The 19067-nt window shown below is 62.5% G+C and carries 12 protein-coding genes; 6 read left to right on the top strand and 6 right to left on the bottom strand.

Annotated features, from left to right (window positions below):
• From FYB76_RS23740 to FYB76_RS23755, 4 genes are all read left to right on the top strand, one after another.
• On the top strand, positions 1 to 1525 hold a 1525-nt coding region (locus tag FYB76_RS23740; RefSeq protein WP_154135278.1), incomplete at its 5' end, for a sensor histidine kinase.
• A gap of 1 nt (position 1526) precedes the next feature.
• Positions 1527 to 1811 carry a DUF4212 domain-containing protein gene (locus FYB76_RS23745; RefSeq protein WP_088754577.1) on the top strand — a complete coding sequence of 95 codons (285 nt, stop codon included), beginning with the start codon at positions 1527 to 1529 and terminating at the stop codon, positions 1809 to 1811.
• Positions 1801 to 3852 carry a sodium:solute symporter family protein gene (locus FYB76_RS23750; protein WP_154135279.1) on the top strand — a complete coding sequence of 684 codons (2052 nt, stop codon included), beginning with the start codon at positions 1801 to 1803 and terminating at the stop codon, positions 3850 to 3852. The genes FYB76_RS23745 and FYB76_RS23750 overlap by 11 nt, the downstream gene beginning before the upstream one ends.
• 253 nt (positions 3853 to 4105) lie before the next feature.
• Positions 4106 to 5485: an MFS transporter gene (locus tag FYB76_RS23755; RefSeq protein WP_154135280.1), complete on the top strand. Its 1380-nt coding sequence runs from the start codon at positions 4106 to 4108 to the stop codon at positions 5483 to 5485.
• Between the two features lie 162 nt (positions 5486 to 5647).
• On the opposite strand, the gene FYB76_RS23760 is transcribed toward FYB76_RS23755, so the two are convergent.
• The 6 genes from FYB76_RS23760 to FYB76_RS23785 all read right to left on the bottom strand — a co-directional run bounded on the left by FYB76_RS23760 (position 5648) and on the right by FYB76_RS23785 (position 17355).
• Positions 5648 to 7918 (bottom strand): phospholipase effector Tle1 domain-containing protein, encoded by a 2271-nt coding sequence (locus FYB76_RS23760; protein WP_229297077.1) that lies wholly within the window; start codon positions 7916 to 7918, stop codon positions 5648 to 5650.
• On the bottom strand, positions 7911 to 8708 hold the full coding sequence (locus FYB76_RS23765; protein ID WP_154135281.1) for a DUF3304 domain-containing protein: 798 nt from the start codon (positions 8706 to 8708) through the stop codon (positions 7911 to 7913). Before FYB76_RS23765 ends, FYB76_RS23760 begins: the two co-directional genes overlap by 8 nt.
• Before the next feature lie 254 nt (positions 8709 to 8962).
• Positions 8963 to 9898 (bottom strand): transglutaminase family protein, encoded by a 936-nt coding sequence (locus FYB76_RS23770; protein ID WP_088754574.1) that lies wholly within the window; start codon positions 9896 to 9898, stop codon positions 8963 to 8965.
• A 1-nt stretch (position 9899) separates the two neighbouring features.
• A complete protein-coding gene (locus FYB76_RS23775) occupies positions 9900 to 12401 on the bottom strand; it encodes a circularly permuted type 2 ATP-grasp protein (protein ID WP_154135282.1) in 2502 nt (833 codons plus the stop codon).
• Positions 12402 to 12494: 93 nt separating this feature from the next.
• Positions 12495 to 15878: a DUF2126 domain-containing protein gene (locus tag FYB76_RS23780; protein ID WP_154135283.1), complete on the bottom strand. Its 3384-nt coding sequence runs from the start codon at positions 15876 to 15878 to the stop codon at positions 12495 to 12497.
• A gap of 250 nt (positions 15879 to 16128) precedes the next feature.
• Positions 16129 to 17355, bottom strand: a complete 1227-nt coding sequence (locus FYB76_RS23785) for a polyhydroxyalkanoate depolymerase (RefSeq protein WP_154135284.1) — start codon at positions 17353 to 17355, stop codon at positions 16129 to 16131.
• A gap of 333 nt (positions 17356 to 17688) precedes the next feature.
• On the opposite strand from FYB76_RS23785, the gene FYB76_RS23790 reads away from it, so the two are divergent.
• Complete coding sequence (locus FYB76_RS23790) at positions 17689 to 18345, top strand: glutathione S-transferase family protein (protein ID WP_034338352.1); 657 nt, start codon at positions 17689 to 17691, stop codon at positions 18343 to 18345.
• 92 nt (positions 18346 to 18437) lie between these two features.
• Positions 18438 to 18881: a cupin domain-containing protein gene (locus tag FYB76_RS23795; RefSeq protein WP_088754569.1), complete on the top strand. Its 444-nt coding sequence runs from the start codon at positions 18438 to 18440 to the stop codon at positions 18879 to 18881.
• Positions 18882 to 19067: the final 186 nt, after the last annotated feature.

A 19067-nucleotide genomic window follows, 5' to 3' on the forward strand; every position in this document is an offset into this window, starting at 1 on the left:
GCCCGCCGCCGCACCCCGCAAGAAACGCCGCGCCGCCCTCGCCACGCAACCGGTGGAACGCATCCAGCGTTCGCTCTTCGGCGAGATCCTCGACTGGATGCTGGCCCCGCTGCTGCTGCTGTGGCCGATGAGCATCGCCATCACTTACCTGATTGCGCAGTCCATCGCCAACCAGCCCTTCGACCGCGCACTGGAAGACAGCGTGACCGTGCTCGCGCAGCAGGTCTCGGAAGTCAACGGCAAGGTGGTGGCGCGCCTGCCGGTCTCGGCACGTGACCTGCTGCGCGCCGACGACATCGACAACATCTACTACAAGGTCACCGGCCCCGGTGGCGAATATGTCGAAGGCGACGTCGACATGCCGCAACCGCCCGCCGAGGAAGACCGCATCACCCTGGGCACAGTGCAGTTCCGCAATGACATCCTGCACGGCAGCGACGTGCGCATCGCCACCCTGCAGGTGGACCTGCGCCGCAGTGCCGCCCAGCGCGCGGCCCAGCGCGAGCCGCGCATTGCCACCGTGCAGGTGGGTGAGACCCTGGAAAAACGCGCGCAACTGGCCAATGAAATCATCAAGGGCGTGATCCTGCCGCAGTTCGTGATCCTGCCGGTGGCGCTGGCGCTGGTGTGGTTCGCCCTCTCGCGAGGCCTGTCGCCGCTGTCGGAATTGCAGCAGCGCATCCGCGCGCGCCGCCCCGACGATCTCTCGCCCATCGATTCCGGCCAGGTGCCCGAAGAAATTTCCCCGCTGGTGCGCTCGCTCAACGACATGCTGGCACGCCTGTCGCAGACCATCGCCATCCAGAAGCGCTTCATCGCCGATGCCGCCCACCAGATGAAGACCCCGCTGGCCGGCATGCGCATGCAATCCGAACTGGCGCTGCGCCAGGATGACCAGGACGACGTGCGCCGCTCGCTGGAGCAACTGGCCAAGAGTTCGGAAACCGCCACGCGCCTGGTCAATCAATTGCTCTCCCTGGCGCGCGCCGAGAACCAGCAGTCGCAATCCGGCGGCATGGCCCCGCTGGAACTGAACGAACTGGCACGCGGCGTGGTGCAGGACTGGGTGCCGATGTCCTTCACCCAGCGCATCGACCTCGGCTTCGAGCAACCGGATCACCCCATCCTCATCACCGGCAACCCGGTGATGCTGCGCGAACTGTTATCCAACCTGCTGGACAATGCCCTGCATTACACACCGCACGATGGCAATGGCCGCGTCACCGTACGGGCGCGCACCGATGAAGGCGGAGGCCTGGCCATCCTCGAAGTGGAAGACAACGGCCCCGGCATTCCGGTGGCCGAACGCGCCAACGTGTTCGAGCGTTTCTATCGCATCCTCGGCACGCCCAGCACCGGCAGCGGCCTGGGCCTGGCCATCGTGCGCGAGATCGCGCAGCAGCACGAGGCCATCGTCGAGATCACCCACAATCCGCGCAGCAACGATCCCAAATATCCGGGCAGCCTCTTTCGCGTGAGCTTTCGCATGATGCCGCGCACGCCCTTCTTCGACGACATCACCTGACATGGACCACGGCACGCCTCCCCCGGACCCCGGCAACCAATGGCACCGCACCCGCCGCATGACGGCCTGGCTGATGGCGCTGTGGTTCGCAGCGACGTTCTTCTTCATCTACTTCGCGCGCGAACTGGACCGCGTCCACCTGTTCGGCTGGCCGGTGTCCTTCTACATGGCCGCGCAGGGCATGATGCTGATCTACCTGGCCATCGTGGTCATCTACGTGCGCCGCATGCGCCGCATCGAACAACTGGTCCGACGTGAACAAGGCGAGCACTGGCATGGAGAGTAACAAGGACTTCTTCCGGCGCCTGTGCCGTTACTATGGTTTCTACACGCTGGGCTTCATCGTCTTCCTGTGCGTGCTGGCCATCCTTGAGCGCGAAGGCATGCCGCGCTCGTGGATAGGCTACCTGTTCCTGTTCGTCACCATCGGCCTGTATGCCGGCATCGGCGTGGTCTGCCGCACCTCCGACGTGCCCGAATACTACGTCGCCGGACGGCGCGTGCCACCACTCTTCAACGGTATGGCCACGGCCGCCGACTGGATTTCGGCGGCGACCTTCATCAGCCTGGCCGGCGGCCTCTACCTGCAAGGTTTCGACGGCCTGGCCTACATCCTCGGCTGGACCGGCGGCTACTGCCTGGTGGCGTTGCTGATCGCGCCCTACCTGCGCAAGTTCGGTCAATACACGATTGCCGATTTCCTGGCCGCCCGCTATCCGGGCAAACCCGGCAGCCACGGCGCCAACGTGATCCGCATCCTGGCCGTGGCGGCCACGATCCTGATTTCCTTCACCTATGTGGTGGCGCAGATCTATGGCGTGGGACTGATCACCTCGCGCTTCACCGGCATCGATTTTTCCATCGGCATCTTCCTCGGGCTGGCCAGCATCCTGGTGTGTTCCTTCCTGGGCGGCATGCGCGCGATCACCTGGACCCAGGTGGCGCAATACATCATCATCCTGTTGGCTTACCTGATCCCGGTGATCTGGCTCTCCGCCAAGCACGCCGACCTGCCCGTGCCGCCGGTGGCCTATGGCGCGGTGCTGCCCAAGCTCTCGGCGCTGGAACACAAGCTGGAAGACGATCCCAAGGAAAAGGAAGTGCGCCAGATCTTCCAGGCGCGCGCCGAAGACTACGACCGCCGGCTCAAGGGCCTGCCGCAATCCTGGCTCGATGGCCGTGTCGAGGCGCAGAACCAGGCCGACGAGGTCCGGCGTGATTCGCGCGCCTCGCTGGCCGACATCAAGGCCGCCAGCCGCGCGCTGTCGTCCTATCCCAAATCCCCCGGAGAGGCCGAACGCAAATGGACCGAAGCACGCGCGGCCAACCTCGCGCGCGCGCAGCCACCGGTCTCGCAGACCGAACCCTTCCCCGGGCGCGACCAGCAAAGCTCGGACATCAAGCGCAACAACTTCCTGGCGCTGGTGTTCTGCCTGATGCTGGGCACCGCCGCCTTGCCGCACATCCTCATGCGCTATTACACCACGCCCACCGTGGCAGGCGCACGCAGCTCGGTGTTCTGGACGCTGTTCTTCATCATGCTGATCTACCTCACCGTGCCGGCACTCACCGTCCTGGTGAAATACGACATCTACACCTCGCTGGTGGGCAGCAGCTACAGCCACTTGCCGGACTGGGTGTATTACTGGGCCAACATGGACAAGCTCAATCCGCTGGTCTCCATCAACGATCTCAATCGCGATGGCCTGGTGCAGCTTGGCGAGATTTCCATGGATGGCGACATCATCGTATTGGCCATGCCGGAGATCGCCGGCCTGCCGTATTTCGTCTCCGGACTGGTGGCCGCAGGCGGACTGGCGGCGGCGCTCTCCACGGCGGACGGACTGCTGCTGACCATCTCCAATGCGCTCTCGCATGACGTGTATTACAAGGTGGTCGACCCCAGCGCCTCCACCCAGAAACGCGTGACCATTTCCAAGCTGCTGTTGCTGGTGGTGGCGCTGCTGGCCGCCTACGCTGCCTCGTTGAAACCGGGCGACATCCTCTCCATGGTCGGAGCGGCTTTTTCGCTGGCGGCCTCCACCCTCTTCCCGGCGCTGGTGCTGGGCGTATTCTGGAAGCGCGCCAACCAGCCCGGGGCGATTGCGGGCATCATCTGCGGCTTCCTGATGTGCGTGTATTACATGCTGCACACCAATCCATCCTTTGGCGGCAGCGCGGCCGGCCAGTGGTTCCACATCGCACCGATCTCGGCCGGCATCTTCGGCGTCCCGGTGGGCATGGCCGCCATGGTCATCGTCAGCCTGCTCACACCGCCCCCGGATGAGTCCACCATCGCGCTGATCGATCACATCCGCACGCCCTGAGCCGTCCCGAGCCGCGCCAGCGCCAGCGTCAAGACTGACGCCGGCTTCACGGCGGTTTCCTTCATTGCTCCTGCACATCCCTGCCCGCTCTCGCCCGGCGGGCGGCGGCCCTTGTGCATTCCTTCACAAATCAACATTTCGTTCGCTTACCGCACAGATGCGCACTGACCGCACACCCAAAGAGCGCATTGTTTTATACTTTTCGCACAAAAAATAAAACAGCCGTACCCCCCAATATCCAGAAGAGAGAGACATGAGACCAGAAACCCCTGCCCTGGACGTCCAGGCGTTCATCAACCGCGAGCCCTTCTCGCGCTATCAATGGCTGATCTTTGCGCTGTGCTTCTTCGTCGTCCTGCTGGACGGCTTCGACACCGCTGCCATCGGCTTCATCGCCCCCTCGCTGCTCAAGGACTGGGGCATCGCCAAGCCCGACCTGGCACCCGTATTGAGTGCCGCCCTGTTTGGCCTGGCCGCCGGCGCGCTGACCTCGGGCCCCTTGGCCGACCGCTACGGCCGCCGCAAGATCCTGCTGCTGTCGGTGCTGGTCATGGGCGCGGCGTGCATGGGTTCGGCTTTCGCCGGCAACCTGCAGGAGCTGACCATCCTGCGCTTCCTGACCGGCCTGGGGCTGGGCGCGGCCATGCCCAATGCGGTCACGCTCACCAGTGAATACAGCCCGGCCGCACGCCGCGCCATGCTGACCAACGCCATGTTCTGCGGCTTCCCCCTGGGAGCGGCACTGGGAGGCTTCCTGGCGGCGTGGATGATCCCGCTGTGGGGCTGGCGCAGCGTGCTCATGCTGGGCGGTGCCGCCCCGCTGCTGCTGTTGCTGGTGATGCTGCCGAGCCTGCCCGAGTCGGTACGCCACATGGTGGCCAAGGGCTATGCGGCCGAGCGCATCGGTGCGGTCCTGCGTCGCATCTCTTCTTCAGCCGCCGCGTTCAATCGCTTCACCCTGGCCGAAACCGGCCCGCAAGGCGAAGCCGCCACCGGCAAGAGCGGCATCGCCCTGCTGTTCGAGCCGCGCTACCTGGTCGGTACCTGCATGCTGTGGCTGGCCTACTTCATGGGCCTGGTGATTTTCTATGCGCTGGTGAACTGGATGCCGGTGCTGTTCAAGGATGCCGGCCTGGCGCCCAAGGCCGCCACGCTCATTGCCGCACTGTTCCCGCTGGGCGGCGTGGGGGCCATCCTGTTCGGCTGGCTGATGGACCGCTACAACGCCAACCGCGTCATCGCCATCGGCTTTGCCGCCACGGCGGTAGCCGTGTTTGCCATCGGGCAGGCGGCGGGCAATGTGGGCGTGCTTACCGTCGTGGTGTTCGTGGCCGGCACCTTGATGAATACCGCGCAATCTTCCCTGCCGGCACTGGCCGCGGCCTACTATCCGACGCGCGGCCGTGCCACGGGCGTAGCCTGGATGCTGGGCGTGGGGCGCTTCGGGGGCATCGCCGGGTCCTTCCTGGTAGCCGAACTCACACGCCGCCAGCTGGGCTTTGCCGATGTGTTCGCGGTGGTGGCCGTGGCCGCGCTGGTGTCCACGGTGGCCTTGCTGGTCAAGCAGGCCTCGGACCGCAATCGTCCGGATGGCGGCAAGCCGCTGATGGTGGCCGATGCCGGTGCGCACTGAGCTGCCAGCCTGAAATGTCATGGCCACTGATCTCGCGATCAGTGGCCATTCTGTTTGCGTACTCATGGGCCACGATGAGCGTTCTGCGGCAGGCTAGCGCCAAGAGAGGAAGCCTGAAAGAATATTTCTGCGTGCCAAGCATAGCACCGCCCAACTTGCCTGCTATGGACTTGCCCGGCTCATGCGCGGCATTTGCATCGATTCCTGCATCTGTTTGATGCGGGCAGCATTGGCATTGTCTTGCTTGCGGGTTTCATCTTCTTCCTTGGCATCGGTCACGCCGAAGGCATCGGCCGCACGCGTCTGGAAATAAAGCGTCGAAGACAACAAGTGATCGTGCCAACTGGTCAACATCGTGTCGTGCACCAGCAGATCGAACAGCGCCATGACCTCGTCGGGCAGTGTTGTCTTGCCGCTCGAGGCTGCGATCCAGGCGTCGGCCAATATGGACTCTTCGGCGCTCATCAGGGGGCGTGCGGGCTGGTAAGTTGGCGGCATTCCCGGCGGACTCATTCCCTTCGCCCGCCAGGGGGCTTCACGTTCATCCACCAATTTTTGCCATTGGCTCTTGCGGCGTGGCTCATCATCGATCCGCTTCTGCTCTTGTGCGCGCATCTCGGTGATTTTTTTGGACTCTGAATCAAGCCGTTCCCACACGCTCACGAAAGGACGATGCACTTCATAAATCGTCTTTTGCATCGTACTCTGATCGTCCTGTTGCGCCTTGAACAAGGCACCTGTGGCTCGCCCGTAGCGCTCCTGATCGAATGGCTTTGCGGCGCGTGCTGCCTCGAACTCCGCCTGCGCGATCTCGACGCGTTTCTGTTTGGCGCGTTGCGCCGCCTTCACTTCATCGGCGTGACTGGTCACCGACGCGCGAAACTCCGGCGATTGATATCGCACCGCCAGCCATTGAATAAACACCTTCATGTGCGCGGTAAAATCAAGACCTTGCGTACGCGGAACGATCTTCCGATACGCGGCTATCAGGTCCATCATCTGGTAATTGGATTTGCCGTCGTTGATGGGGGCTGCCAACGAAAACTTCAAGAAAGTTTCTCGTTTATATTTCACAAGATCTTCCATCCTGTCGAGCATCACGCCTGCCATCAGTGCTTCGTTGAGCATATCGCGCAAAGCTACCCGCTGCAGTTCTGCGCGAAATCCCATTGAGCCATCAGGCGCACCACCCGTGATGTCTTCACTGGTTCCCGGATAGAGAAACTGCTCGCCACGGGTTTTCTCGAGACTGTCGAGCCGCTGGTAAAAACGCAGTTCATGGGCGGCGGCAAAATGCACGCATTTCTTGACGGCCGGCGGCACGCCTAGCGGACGGTCGCCGAAGTTTTGCTTGACCATGCCCACCAAGGGTAGAAAGCCGATCAGCTTGTTTTCTTCGATCAATGACGAGACTGCATCGAACATGCCGAGAAACTTGATGTCGATGGCGTCGCCCTCGATGGCCAGATCTTCGGCATTGGCGCGCTTGTATTTGCGCGCCAGTTCATTGACGAACGCACGTGCGATGACTGCGCCGCGATCCGCACCAAATACGGAGACCTGAATCCGTCGCACCTTTGGAATCTGCGCCTTGGCGTCCTTCCAGGCAGCCTCGAACTGATCAAGTGCGGCAGTCAGCCTGGCATCCACCCCTGTTCCAAACACGGTTGAGGCGGCTCTGCTGTCTCTCACCAACGGAATGGAGTCCACGATCAGATCGGAAAAGACCGTTTTTGCCACAGCCCAGCCTGCCTTCAACGGATTTTTCCTGGCGTCATACAGCAGGCCGCGCACCGATGCTTTTCCGCGCGTCACCCACTCGTTTCCCTCGGCCAGGCGCAAGACATTGCGAATGTTTTCCGGTGCCTCCTGGATATCCTTGATGATGTCCTTGTAGGCTTTTACGACAGGCCTGAACGACATTTCCGACAATGAATCCTTCAGGGCCTTGGTTCCGATCTTGGTCGGAGAAGCCAGCTTTGCGACACCATCCAGCTTGTCTACGCCTGTTGCCTCCTTGGCGGTCGACTTTGCTTTGTCCATCACCGCCTTGCCGGCGTTTGTCGCGACCTTCAATGCGCCGGACACAATGGCGTTGCTTGCGGCGTCATCATTCAGGGGCGTACCTAACCCGGAGTAGTAAAACGAATACCAGAATTCATTCGGCGTGTCTTTTCTCCGATCATCCTTGTTATCACGATGAGCCTCCCATAAGCGGCAAATGTTCGAGTAGCGGGAGCTGGCCGGATCATCCAAATCTCTGGAGCGCCCGAACCCGTCAAAGAAAAAACCTATGTGTATGTCACACTGGCAAGCAAGCTTTTCCGCATTTTTTGTTGCTGCAATATGGCTGGCCATTCCAAGAACGACATTGGGCGGCGTCTTATCCGCAGGACTCAAGGCTGAAGCATTTGCAGTGTTTGCGTTAACCATTGCTTGCCTCGGCTTTTACATGTTCAAACTTGCCAGCCTTTATTTCGCTTCGCGTCGCCTCAGGGAGGGCTTTTAGTTCTCGTGCGAATTCGCCGGGCATTCCCTTCGTGGAGCTAATGATTTTTTGTACCACAGGATGTTGATCAAAATCCTTGTTTACCAACAAGGTGTAATAGACATATTGTTCAAGATCCTCCGAATCTGCCAAGTGATACTTCATCCAACCCTCGGCGGCTATTTTTGCGACTCGCCGAAAATCGGTCCACCGTCCCTCTTCACCGCCTGGATTGATCTGACTTGGATATTTCTTTTTCAGTCGATAATTGACTTCTGAAAAGTCAATACGAGAACCTCCCAAGTCCGTTCGAAACTCAAATTCGACGTGATCGTCCGGATAAAAATGCAGACCTAGTATTCTGGTGCCGGGCCCTCCTTTGACTTCAGTGGGAGGTAGATGCACCTCGGTTTTTTTCTCTATGTATTTAATTGGAGCATATACACTCTCACCCTCATCGACGTCATACACCCGCCAGTCAACAGTAAATTCTGTTCCTTTCAACGAGTAACAACAGCTAAGACGGCCCTCTCCGGAACCGGGCGGTAAATCTCCACCGCCACTGGCCCTATTGCCATATTTATCGGTGACGACAAAACGGCTCAAGTTATATGGCGTGTAATTAAACCCCTCAACACTCAAGCCATCATAGGTCGGCTCCGAGGAAATGGCATCGCAGCCGGCCAATGAGACCAGCAGCGCGAGACATAGCGAGACGAGACCTGCTTTTTTCATGCTTTTTCCTTGAAACCAAGTGAGCGTGCCATTGAACGGGTGTCGCCGACGGCGATGCATCGACGACGTATATTTTTTCTAATGTTGCCCGTGATTGAACATGTCGATGCGCTTTGGCAGGAACTTTGACGATGCACGATGCCGATTGTTCCTGCAGCGCGGGAATTCATTGTGCGCGGCATGAAGGTTGCGCGAGGCACGCAAGGCCGGCTTCGGAGCGGTAACGCGAGAGAAATGAAAAAGAACGACGCTGCTCAGATCGACAGCTGCAAACCCCGCGCCTCCTCGCCAGGCAACACCGTCACCGCCACCTGCATGGTCTGCTGCCCGCCGCCGATGAGCACGCCGCGCAAGGGCGAGATGTCGAGGAAATCGCGCCCCCAGCCCAGCGTGATGTGACTGGTATCGGGGAAAATGCCATTGGTCGGATCGGCATCGATCCACGTCCCTTCGCTACCGTCCGCGCCGGGGCAATACACCGAGACCCAGGCATGCGAGGCATCGGCCCCGATCAGGCGCGCCTGTCCCGGCGGCGGCTCGGTCAGCAGATAGCCGCTCACATAGCGCGCCGCCAGCCCGATGGAGCGCAGGCAGGACAACATCAGGTGCGCGAAATCCTGGCACACGCCGCGCCGGTTGACGAAGACTTCCGTCACCGGTGTGGAGACGGTGGTGGCGGCCGGATCAAAGGCGAATTCCTCATGGATGCGCATCATCAAGGCGCGCACGCCCTCCACCACCGACAGGCCGGGACTGAAGCACTCGGCCGCATAACGGATGAACTCGCGCTTGATGCGCACATGCGAGGATTCGAACAGGAAATTGGACGCCTCCAGCATGCCCGGCGCCATGATGCGGCCGCCGTGATAGGCCATCACCGTGGCCGCTTCCTCCCACTGCATGCCGGGCTGCGGCTGCGGGCGCGGCGTGAGCGCCACCCAGGAATCGGCCTGCACATCCAGGCTGGTATGGTCGGTATCGAGCGAGAAGGCCTTGATGACGTTGCCGAAATTGTCCTCATAGCTGCGCACCAGCTGCGGCGCCGGCAAGACGTTGACGGTATGCGAGAGGCATTGCTGCCAGGGCAGTTCGCGCGGCGTCAGGTGCAGCACCTGGTGCGACAGACGCACCGGCAGCGAATACTGGTAAGTGGTCTGGTGATGGATACGGTAGACGAAGCGCTCGCTCATGTCATACCCCCTGGCTGACCGGTGCGGTCAGCGGCGTGAAGTAATGGCGCGAGAGATCATCCGAAAGCATGTAGCCACCGCTGACGGCATCGCGCATCAGTTGCGTCAGGCGCGCGTTGGCCTCGGCGACGTTGGGATGATCGTGCGCGAACTCGGCCAGGTTCATCGCCTCCAGCTGGCTGGTCAGGTGCGCCGGAATGGTCATGCTCAGCAAGCCCATCTGCTGGGCGATCTCGCTCATGTATTGCTGCAGCATGCGGAACTGGTAGGCCATGCCATGCGGATTGCTGACGTCGAACACCAGCAGGTGCAGCACCGGCAGCCACTCCGGCGTGCGGCGATAGCGCACGCGATAGGTGACGATGCTGCTGGCCGCCTCCAGCAGCCATGACAGTGCCGCCGTCTGGCGCTGCGGCGGCAGGCGCAGGAAGTTGTCGAAGAGCGCGGCCATATTGGCCATGCGCTCGATGTGGCGGCCCACCATCAGGAACTGCCAGCCGGCATCGCGCGTCATGTCATCCAGCGCATGGCCGGCCAGGCCCGAACAGGCATCGATCACGTTGCCCAGCACATGCTGGGCAGCGGCCGGTGTGTTGATGCGTTCCTGCACCATGGCCGGCATCTTGGTCAGGGCATGCCAGTTGTCCAGCGACAGGTGTTCACGCACCTGGTAGGCGGCATTGGCGAGCTGGCGCAACTGCGTGGCCACGCTCACCGGTGCCGAAGGATCGACCACGGCCGCCTGCAGGCTCTGCTGCAGGCCGGTGATGGTAGGACGCGGTTCGGATTTGGGCATCTGCACGCCGAGCTGGCTGCAGATCCACGAGACACTGCCCAGCATGCCACGGCTCTCGGTCTGGCCATCCATGGTGTATTGCAGCGTGGTCCGCAACAGGCGCGAGAGATTCTTCACGCGTTCGGAATAACGCCCCATCCAGAACAGGTTCTCGCCCGAGTGCGAGGACACATCCACCGTGCCCCTGATGATCGTGACGTTTTCTGCACCATGGCGCTCATCGCCCATGGTCGGGTCGGGACGTTCCTCTTCCCGCAGCACCCACACATCCTTGCTGGTGCCGCCCTGCTGCATGGAGACCACGTCGCGCCGCTGGCGTGGGGCCACGCGCGTCAATCCGCCCGGCATGACCTGGTAGCCGCCGGTGCCATCGGCCACCGCAAAGACGCGCAGGCTGATGGTGCGGTTCATCAGGCGATAGTCGCCGCTGCGCGACATCACCGGCGCTTGCGACAGGCGCACCCATTCCTGGGCGGCATAAGCGTGCGGCTGCAACTGCAGGCTTTCGATCAGGCGGCGGCGCGCGGTGCCCGTAACGGTATGGCCGAACACCGGCTGCATGCGCATCGAGGAAAACGCCGGCACGATCACCAGTTCATCCAGATGCGCCAGCGTGTAATCGAGCGCCGGTTTTTCTCCGCACCACCACGAGGCCACCGAGGGCAGCAGCAGTGATTCGCCATACAGGCGCTCGTTGATGGCCGGCAGGAAGCCGTGCAGCGCGGTCGATTCCAGCACGCCACTGCCCAGCGAATTGGCGATGACCACGTTGCCCAATCGTGCGGCCTGCGTCAGGCCCGGCACACCGAGGGCGGAGTCGGCACGCAGCTCCAGCGGATCGCAATAGTCATCGTCCATGCGGCGCAGGATGGCGTGCACGCGGCGCAGGCCGTTCAGGGTCTTCAGGAATACCTGGTCGCTGCGCACCGTCAGGTCCACCCCTTCCACCAGCGGGAAGCCCAGCGTGTGCGCCAGGAAAGCGTGCTCGGAATAGGTTTCGTTGTAGGGGCCGGGGGTGAGCAGCACGATCAGCGGGACCTCACCCTGAGCCGGGGCCAGGCGCGTCAACATCGCGCGCAGGGTATGGAAGTAGCGATGCGGCGACTCCACGTGCATGTCGCGCAAAGCTTCAGGCATGGCGCGCGACATGATCTGGCGGTTCTGCAGGGCATAGCCGGTCCCGGACGGACCTTGCGTGCGGTCCGATACGACCCACCAGGTGCCGTCGGCCGAGCGCGCCAGGTCGATCGCATAGGCATGCAGATGCACGCCACCGGGCGGCTGCCAGCCATGGCAGGGCATCAGGTAGCCGTGCTGGCCGAATACCAGCGCGGGCGGCAGCAGGCCTTCGGCGATCAGGTGCTGGGGGCCGTAGATGTCGGCGAGCAAGCCGTTCATCAGGCGCGCACGCTGGCTCACGGCGCGTTCGAGGAAATCCCATTCGTCCGAAGACACCAGGTGCGGCAGCAGGTCCAGCTCCCAGGGGCGGTTGGCGCCCTTGGGGTCGGCGTAGACGTTGTAGGTCACGCCATCCGAGGCGATGGCGTCGCGCACCTCGTTGGCGCGCCGGCGCAGCATCTCCGGCGAGAGGTTTTCAAGCTGGTCGATCAGCGTTCGCCAGTGCGGGCGCAGGCGGCCGTCAGCCGCCAGCATCTCGTCGTAACGATCGCTGGCCACTGGATAGCTTTCCAGGAGACGCTGGGGCATAAGTCATTGGCGGCCGGGTGGCGCACGCGCAGGGAGCGGATCCCGTGCGGCGTGTCGCCTTGGAAGCGGCGCGGCGCCGCGCCCGGCTCAGTTTTAGAAGTAGCGTAAGTCTAACGTAAAAGGAAACTCGATAGACGCCCGCGCCGGCGTGACCTGCCATTTTCCCGAGGTATGGTTCATGCGGAAATAGCGCGCCAGGCGGCGGCTTTCCGCCTCGAAGGCATTGACCGGGAAGGTCTCGTAGTTGCGGCCGCCCGGATGCACCACGTGATACTGGCAACCGCCCAGGCTGCGGCCATTCCAGGTATCAACCAGGTCGAAGGTCAGCGGCGAATCCACGGGAATGGTCGGGTGCAGCGCCGAGGGCGGCTGCCAGGCACGATAGCGGATGCCGGCGACGAACTGGCCGACGATGCCGGTGGGCTGCAGCGGTACCGAGACGCCGTTGCAGGTCAGCACATAGCGATCGGAGGCCATGCCGCTGATCTTGACCTGCAGGCGTTCCAGCGAGGAATCCACATAGCGCGCCGTACCGCCGCCGCTGTTCTCCTCGCCCAGCACGTGCCAGGGTTCGAGCGCAGTCCGCAATTCGACCTGCATGCCCTTGACCGCATAGTCGCCGATCTTGGGGCAACGGAATTCCATGTGCGGGGCGAACCATTCGGCACGCATGGGATAGCCGGCCTCGTTCATGTCGGCCATCACATCGGCGAAATCCTGCTCGATGAAATGCGGCAGCAGGAAGCGGTCATGCAGCTCCGTGCCCCAGCGCACCAGGCGCGCCGGCTTGTAGGGCTCCTTCCAGAAGCGCGCCACCAGGCCGCGCAGCAGCAGTTGCTGGGTCAGGCTCATGCGTGCGTGCGGCGGCATTTCGAAAGCGCGCAATTCCAGCAGGCCAAGACGGCCGGTGGCGCTGTCGGGCGAATACATCTTGTCGATGCAGAACTCGGCGCGGTGCGTATTGCCGGTGACGTCGATGAGCAGGTTGCGCAGCAGGCGGTCCACCAGCCAGGGCGGGCAATCGCCCTTGGCCACCTGCTTGTCCATCTCGCTGAAGGCCAGTTCGATTTCCACCGTCGAATCATTGCGCGCCTCATCGATGCGCGGTGCCTGCGAGGTCGGGCCGATGAACATGCCCGAGAACAGGTAGGACAGCGAAGGATGGTTGTGCCAGTACGAGATGAGGCTGCGCAGCAGATCGGGCCTGCGCAGGAAAGGTGAATCACTGGTCGTGATGCCGCCCAGCACCATGTGATTGCCGCCACCGGTGCCGGAGTGATGACCATCGAGCATGAACTTTTCGGTCGTCAGGCGCGAGGCGCGTGCGGCGTCATACAGGTGCGTGGTCTGCTCGACCAGTTCGCTCCAGTTGTTGGCCGGCTGGATGTTGACCTCGATCACGCCGGGGTCGGGCGTGACGCTGAACTTGCGCAGGCGGGGATCGTGCGGCGGCTCGTAGCCTTCCAGCAGCACCGGCTGCTTCAGTTCCTCGGCCACCGCTTCGATGGCGGCCACCAGTTCGAGGTAATGCTCCAGTTGCGACAAGGGCGGCATGAACAGGTAGAACACGCCATTGCGCACCTCGGCGCACAAGGCCGTGCGGGTCAGCCAGTTGGCCGATTCGAAGGGAGCCGGCACAGACTGGGCCGCACTGCTCGTAGCAGCGGCATTGGCTGCATTACCCGCCGCCTTTCCTTCAACGCCGATCGCAGCCGCACTGCTGGCCGCCTTCCTCAGGAGCGCAGCAGGCTCCTGCGGACTGCCCAGCTGACGGCGGATTTCGGCGCTGCTGGGCAGCGGGCGGAAGGCCTGGGTCGGATCGGCCGGATAGACGGCCGGATACTCGCCCTCCTTGACCCAGGGCAGCGAATCCAGCGGCAGGCGATAGCCCAGCGGCGAATCGCCCGGATACAGGTAGCAGCGCTCGCTGCGCAGGAACCACGCCCCGCTCTGCCAGCCCCGCCCATCGTCGCGGCGCGCCAGCGGCAGTACATGGCCGACCGCGCTTTGCAGGCCCTGGGTGAAGACCTTCATGAGGCGCTCGCGCTCCTGCTTGTCGTCCACGCGCGAATCAAAGGGATCGACATTGCCCGGCAGGCGGCGCTCGCGCCACATGTAGTAGAACACGTCTTCATAGGCCGGGAAGACATTCTTGCCGTCCACCTGCAGGCGCTGTGCCACACGGTGCAGGAAATGGCTGGTGACGATCTTGTCGCTGACGTTGGGCTTGGTCTCGTCACCGATCAGTTCTGGATTCAACCAGATCGGTTCGCCATCGCGGCGCCAGTAGCAATTGAGCGCCCAGCGCGGCAGCTGCTCGCCGGGATACCACTTGCCCTGGCCGAAATGCGGCAGGCCCTGCGCGGCATACTTGTTGCGCATGCGGTGGTACAGCTCGGCGGCCAGCGGCTTCTTGGTCGCACCCAGGGCGGCGGTATTCCACTCCGGTTCGTCCGGATGGTCCAGCGAGACGAAGGTCGGTTCGCCGCCCATGGTCAGGCGCACGTCATTGGCCTGCAGGTCGGCATCGATGGCATGGCCCAGCTTCTCGATGGCGGCCCACTGCTCTTCGGTATAGGGCTTGGTCACGCGCGGCGCTTCCCAAATGCGCTTGACCGACATCAGGTGCTCGAACTCGACCTCGCAAGGATCGACCAGGCCGCTGACCGGCGCAGCCGAGGCCGGCTCCGGTGTGCAAGACAAGGGGATATGGCCTTCCCCGGCAAACAGGCCCGAGGTCGGATCCAGCCCGACCCAGCCGGCACCGGGCAGATAGACTTCGCACCAGGCGTGCAGGTCGGTGAAATCGGCCTCGGGACCGGAAGGGCCATCGAGCGACTTCTGGTCGGCGGTCAGCTGGATCAGGTAGCCGGACACGAAGCGCGCTGCCAGCCCCAGGTGGCGCAGCAACTGCACCAGCAACCAGGAAGAATCGCGGCAGGAGCCGGACTTCAGTTCCAGCGTTTCTTCCGGCGTCTGCACGCCGGGCTCCATGCGGATGGTGTAGCCGATGTGATTGGCCAGCTTCTGGTTCAGCGCCACCAGGAAATTGGCGCTGCCGACCTTCTCGCGCGGAATGCTCTTGAGGAACTCTTCGAACAGCGGCGACAGCGGCAGCTTCTGCCGGTAGGGCATCAGTTCGTTCTGCAGGTCCTTGGCATACTCGAAGGGGAACTCCTCGGCATAGGGTTCGAGGAAGAAATCGAAGGGATTGATGACCGACATCTCGGCCACCAGGTCGACCTCGATCTTGAATTCGGTGGTCTTTTCCGGGAACACCAGGCGCGCCAGGTAGTTCGATTCCGGGTCCTGCTGCCAGTTGATGAAGTGCGGCTCGGGCAGCACGCGCAGCGAATAGCTCAGGATGCGGGTACGGCTGTGCGGGGCGGGACGCAAGCGGATGACTTGCGGACCCAGGTTGATGGCACGGTCGTACTTGTAAGAGGTGACATGGTTCAGGGCCACGTGGATCGACATGGAATTCCTTTACGACAAGCAAATGGTCAAGCGCGGGGCTTGGTTGTTGGCGACATGCGGAGCAGTTCTCCTGCATACCTTGTTTTTCTTACCGCCTGATTACTTTCCTGGTGACTTTCCGGTTGGGGCTGCCTCGTTGTGAGTGTATGTGAGAGTGTTAGTGCCGGGGGAAGAAAAACTTAATCTTTCGATCCTGAAAACTAAGTTTTTACCCAAGTTTTTCACTCGCCTTGGTGAGCATGCCGCAAGCTCACCTGTGATGCATGTTAATGAAATCCCGCAGGCGCGGATAGATCTCGTTGTCCCAGCGCCGTCCGTTGAAGACCCCGTAATGCCCCACGGCCGTCTGAACATGGTGCAGGCGCATGTAGGGCCGGATGTTGCTGCACATTTCCTGTGCGGCCACGGTCTGGCCGACCGCACAGATATCGTCCTTCTCACCCTCGATGGTAAAGAGGGCCGTCCGGCGGATGGCGCGCGGATCGACCACGCGCTCGCGATAGGTCAGCTTGCCCAGCGGCAGCGCGTGTTCCTGGAAGACCGTGCGCACCGTTTCCAGGTAGAACTCGGCCGGCAGGTCGGCCATGGCGAAATACTCTTCGTAGAAATCCTTGATCTGCGCGGCCTGGGCATCCTCCCCCTCCACCAGGTGGTGATACAGCTTGCGGAAGGCATCGACGTGGCGGTTCAGGTTCATGTTCATGAAGGCACTCAACTGCACGAAGCCCGGATAGACCCGGCGCCCGGCGCCGGCATGGCGGGCCGGGACGGTGCTGATCATGTTCTTCTCGAACCAGCTGATCGGCTTGCTCTTGGCCAGCGCGTTGACGGCGGTGGGATTGACGCGGGTGTCGAGCGGCCCGGCCATGAGCGTCATGGTGCGCGGCTGGGCCGGATGATTGTCCTCGGCCATCACGGAGGCGGCGGTCAGCGCGGCCACGGTCGGCTGGCACACCGCCAGCAGGTGTGCACCGGGACCCAGCACGCCGAGGAATTCGATCACATGGGAAACGTATTCATCCAGGCCAAAGCGGCCGTGCTCCAGGGCAACATCGCGTGCATTGCGCCAGTCGGTGATGTAGACGTCGTGATCGCGCAGCAGCGTCTTGACGGTGCCGCGCAGCAGCGTGGCGAAGTGGCCCGACATGGGTGCCACCACCAACACCTTGGGCTGCACGGCCGAGGTTTCCTTGCGGAAATGCAGCAGGCCACAGAAGGGCGTGGCGCTGATTTCCTCCTCATGCACCGCAATTGTGCGCCCGCCGTCGAGCACCTCGCCGATCTCGAAAGGCGGGCGTGCATGGGTCAATTGGGTCCGCGCAAAGACCTCGCAGGCCGAGGCCATCTTGCGCAAGGCCGGATTGACCGGCACACCGGGCCAGGTCGCCCCCAGCAGGGGCGCCATCATGCGGGCACAGGCCCGCAGCGGATCGGTGGCGTCGGCGTAGTTCTGGTAGAGCTGATAGGTATTGATCATGAAGCGCCGCCCTCGGTTGTCTCTTTTTGGTGTCCGCTCGCCATGGCAGCGATGCAATTGTCGTGCCATTGATGGGCCGCCAGGCCGCCTGCGCACAGCTTTTGCGAGTTTTGCAGGAGGATGGGTGGCCGTGCGGAAATGCCGGCAGTGCGCCCCCCTGCCGTTCCCGCGAGCTGGCACAAGCCTTGCAAGCAGTGATACGCGGTCTGCTCCCGTGGGCCGTGTCCTCCCCGAGCGCAGACGGGGCGGGCGACGAAGATGATGAACAAGACACCGCCGCTCACGCGGCAGCGTGCCCAAAGTCAACCTGCACAAAACAGATAAAGGACTGACATGCCTAAGACGACTTTGCGCATCACCAGCAAGAACTACTCCTCGTGGTCCCTGCGCGGCTGGCTCATGGCCAGGTTCGCCGGGCTCTCTTTCGAGGAAGACATCGTGCCGCCGGACGACCCGTCGGCAAGGGCAGAGATCCTGCTGCTGTCTTCCTCCATCCTGGTACCCAGCCTCCACCATGGCGACGTACTGGTATGGGATACGCTGGCCATTGCCGAATATCTCAACGAAATCCGTCCCGGCGCCAAGCTGCTGCCGGCCGACCTCGCCGCCCGGGCGCATTGCCGCTCGGTGTGCGGGGAAATGCATTCGGGCTTCTCGGCCCTGCGCGCGGCGCTGCCGATGAATCTCAAGGGCCACTTCCCCAACTTCAAGGTGTGGTCCCGCGCCGAAGCCGACATCGTGCGCATCACCACCATCTGGAAGGAGTGCCTGGCCAAATACGGCGGCCCCTTCCTGTTCGGCGAACAACGTACCATGGCCGATGCCATGTATGCGCCGGTGGTGACGCGCTTCATGACCTATGACGTCAAGCTCGATCCCATCTGCACCGCCTATGCCAAGCGCATCATGGCCATGCCGGAGATGCAGGAATGGATCACGGCGGCCAAAAAGGAACCGGAGGATATCGACGAACTGGACGTGGAATTCTAGGGCGCGCGCATCACCAGCAGCACCGGCAGGAAAAGTCGCGCCCGTTTTTTGTCGCAGGCCCATGGCGGGAAACCGCAGAAAGGATGGATGTGATGAATACCGTAGCGGAGGCAAGCGTACTGGCGCAGAACAGCTTTTCGCATGTCAGCGAAGGCGACACGCCCTATGAAACGGGAGGGCTGCGCGACTTCTTCCTGTATCGCGACCTGGGCATTGCAGCGGCCACCGGCGGCCAGGTGGTGGCGCAGCTGGTCAAGGCCAACATGGCACCGCAAACCGGCACCGGATGGCATCGGCACGAGGCCAATTTCCACATCGTGATCATGCTGAAGGGCTGGGCGCGCTTCATGTACGAGACCGAAGTCACGCTGGTCAAGGCCGGGGATTGCGTGCACCAGCGGCCGGGCATCGTGCACTTCCTGTTCGACTACTCGCCCGACATGGAGTACCTGGAAATCGTTAGTCCGGCCGACTTCAAGACCATCGACATGCCGGCCCCCTGCGAGGTTCCCGCACCGACGCCATGGAATAACTGAAGCCGCTGCGGGTCTGCGTTTGATGGCAGCAGACCCGCGCGGGCGAGGAGCAAAAGCATGCAATTTTCCTCTGTCAAAAATTTCAAGCCTCTGTTAGTCTTTCTTCATGCACGCTGGCGCTGGCGTGCAGCAGCAGTCCCCTAGCGCCATCGCATTATGCTGTACCCACGCTGTAGTTTTGCCGTA

The sequence above is a fragment of the Herbaspirillum sp. CAH-3 genome (assembly GCF_009668275.1).
Lineage (GTDB): Bacteria > Pseudomonadota > Gammaproteobacteria > Burkholderiales > Burkholderiaceae_D > Herbaspirillum > Herbaspirillum aquaticum.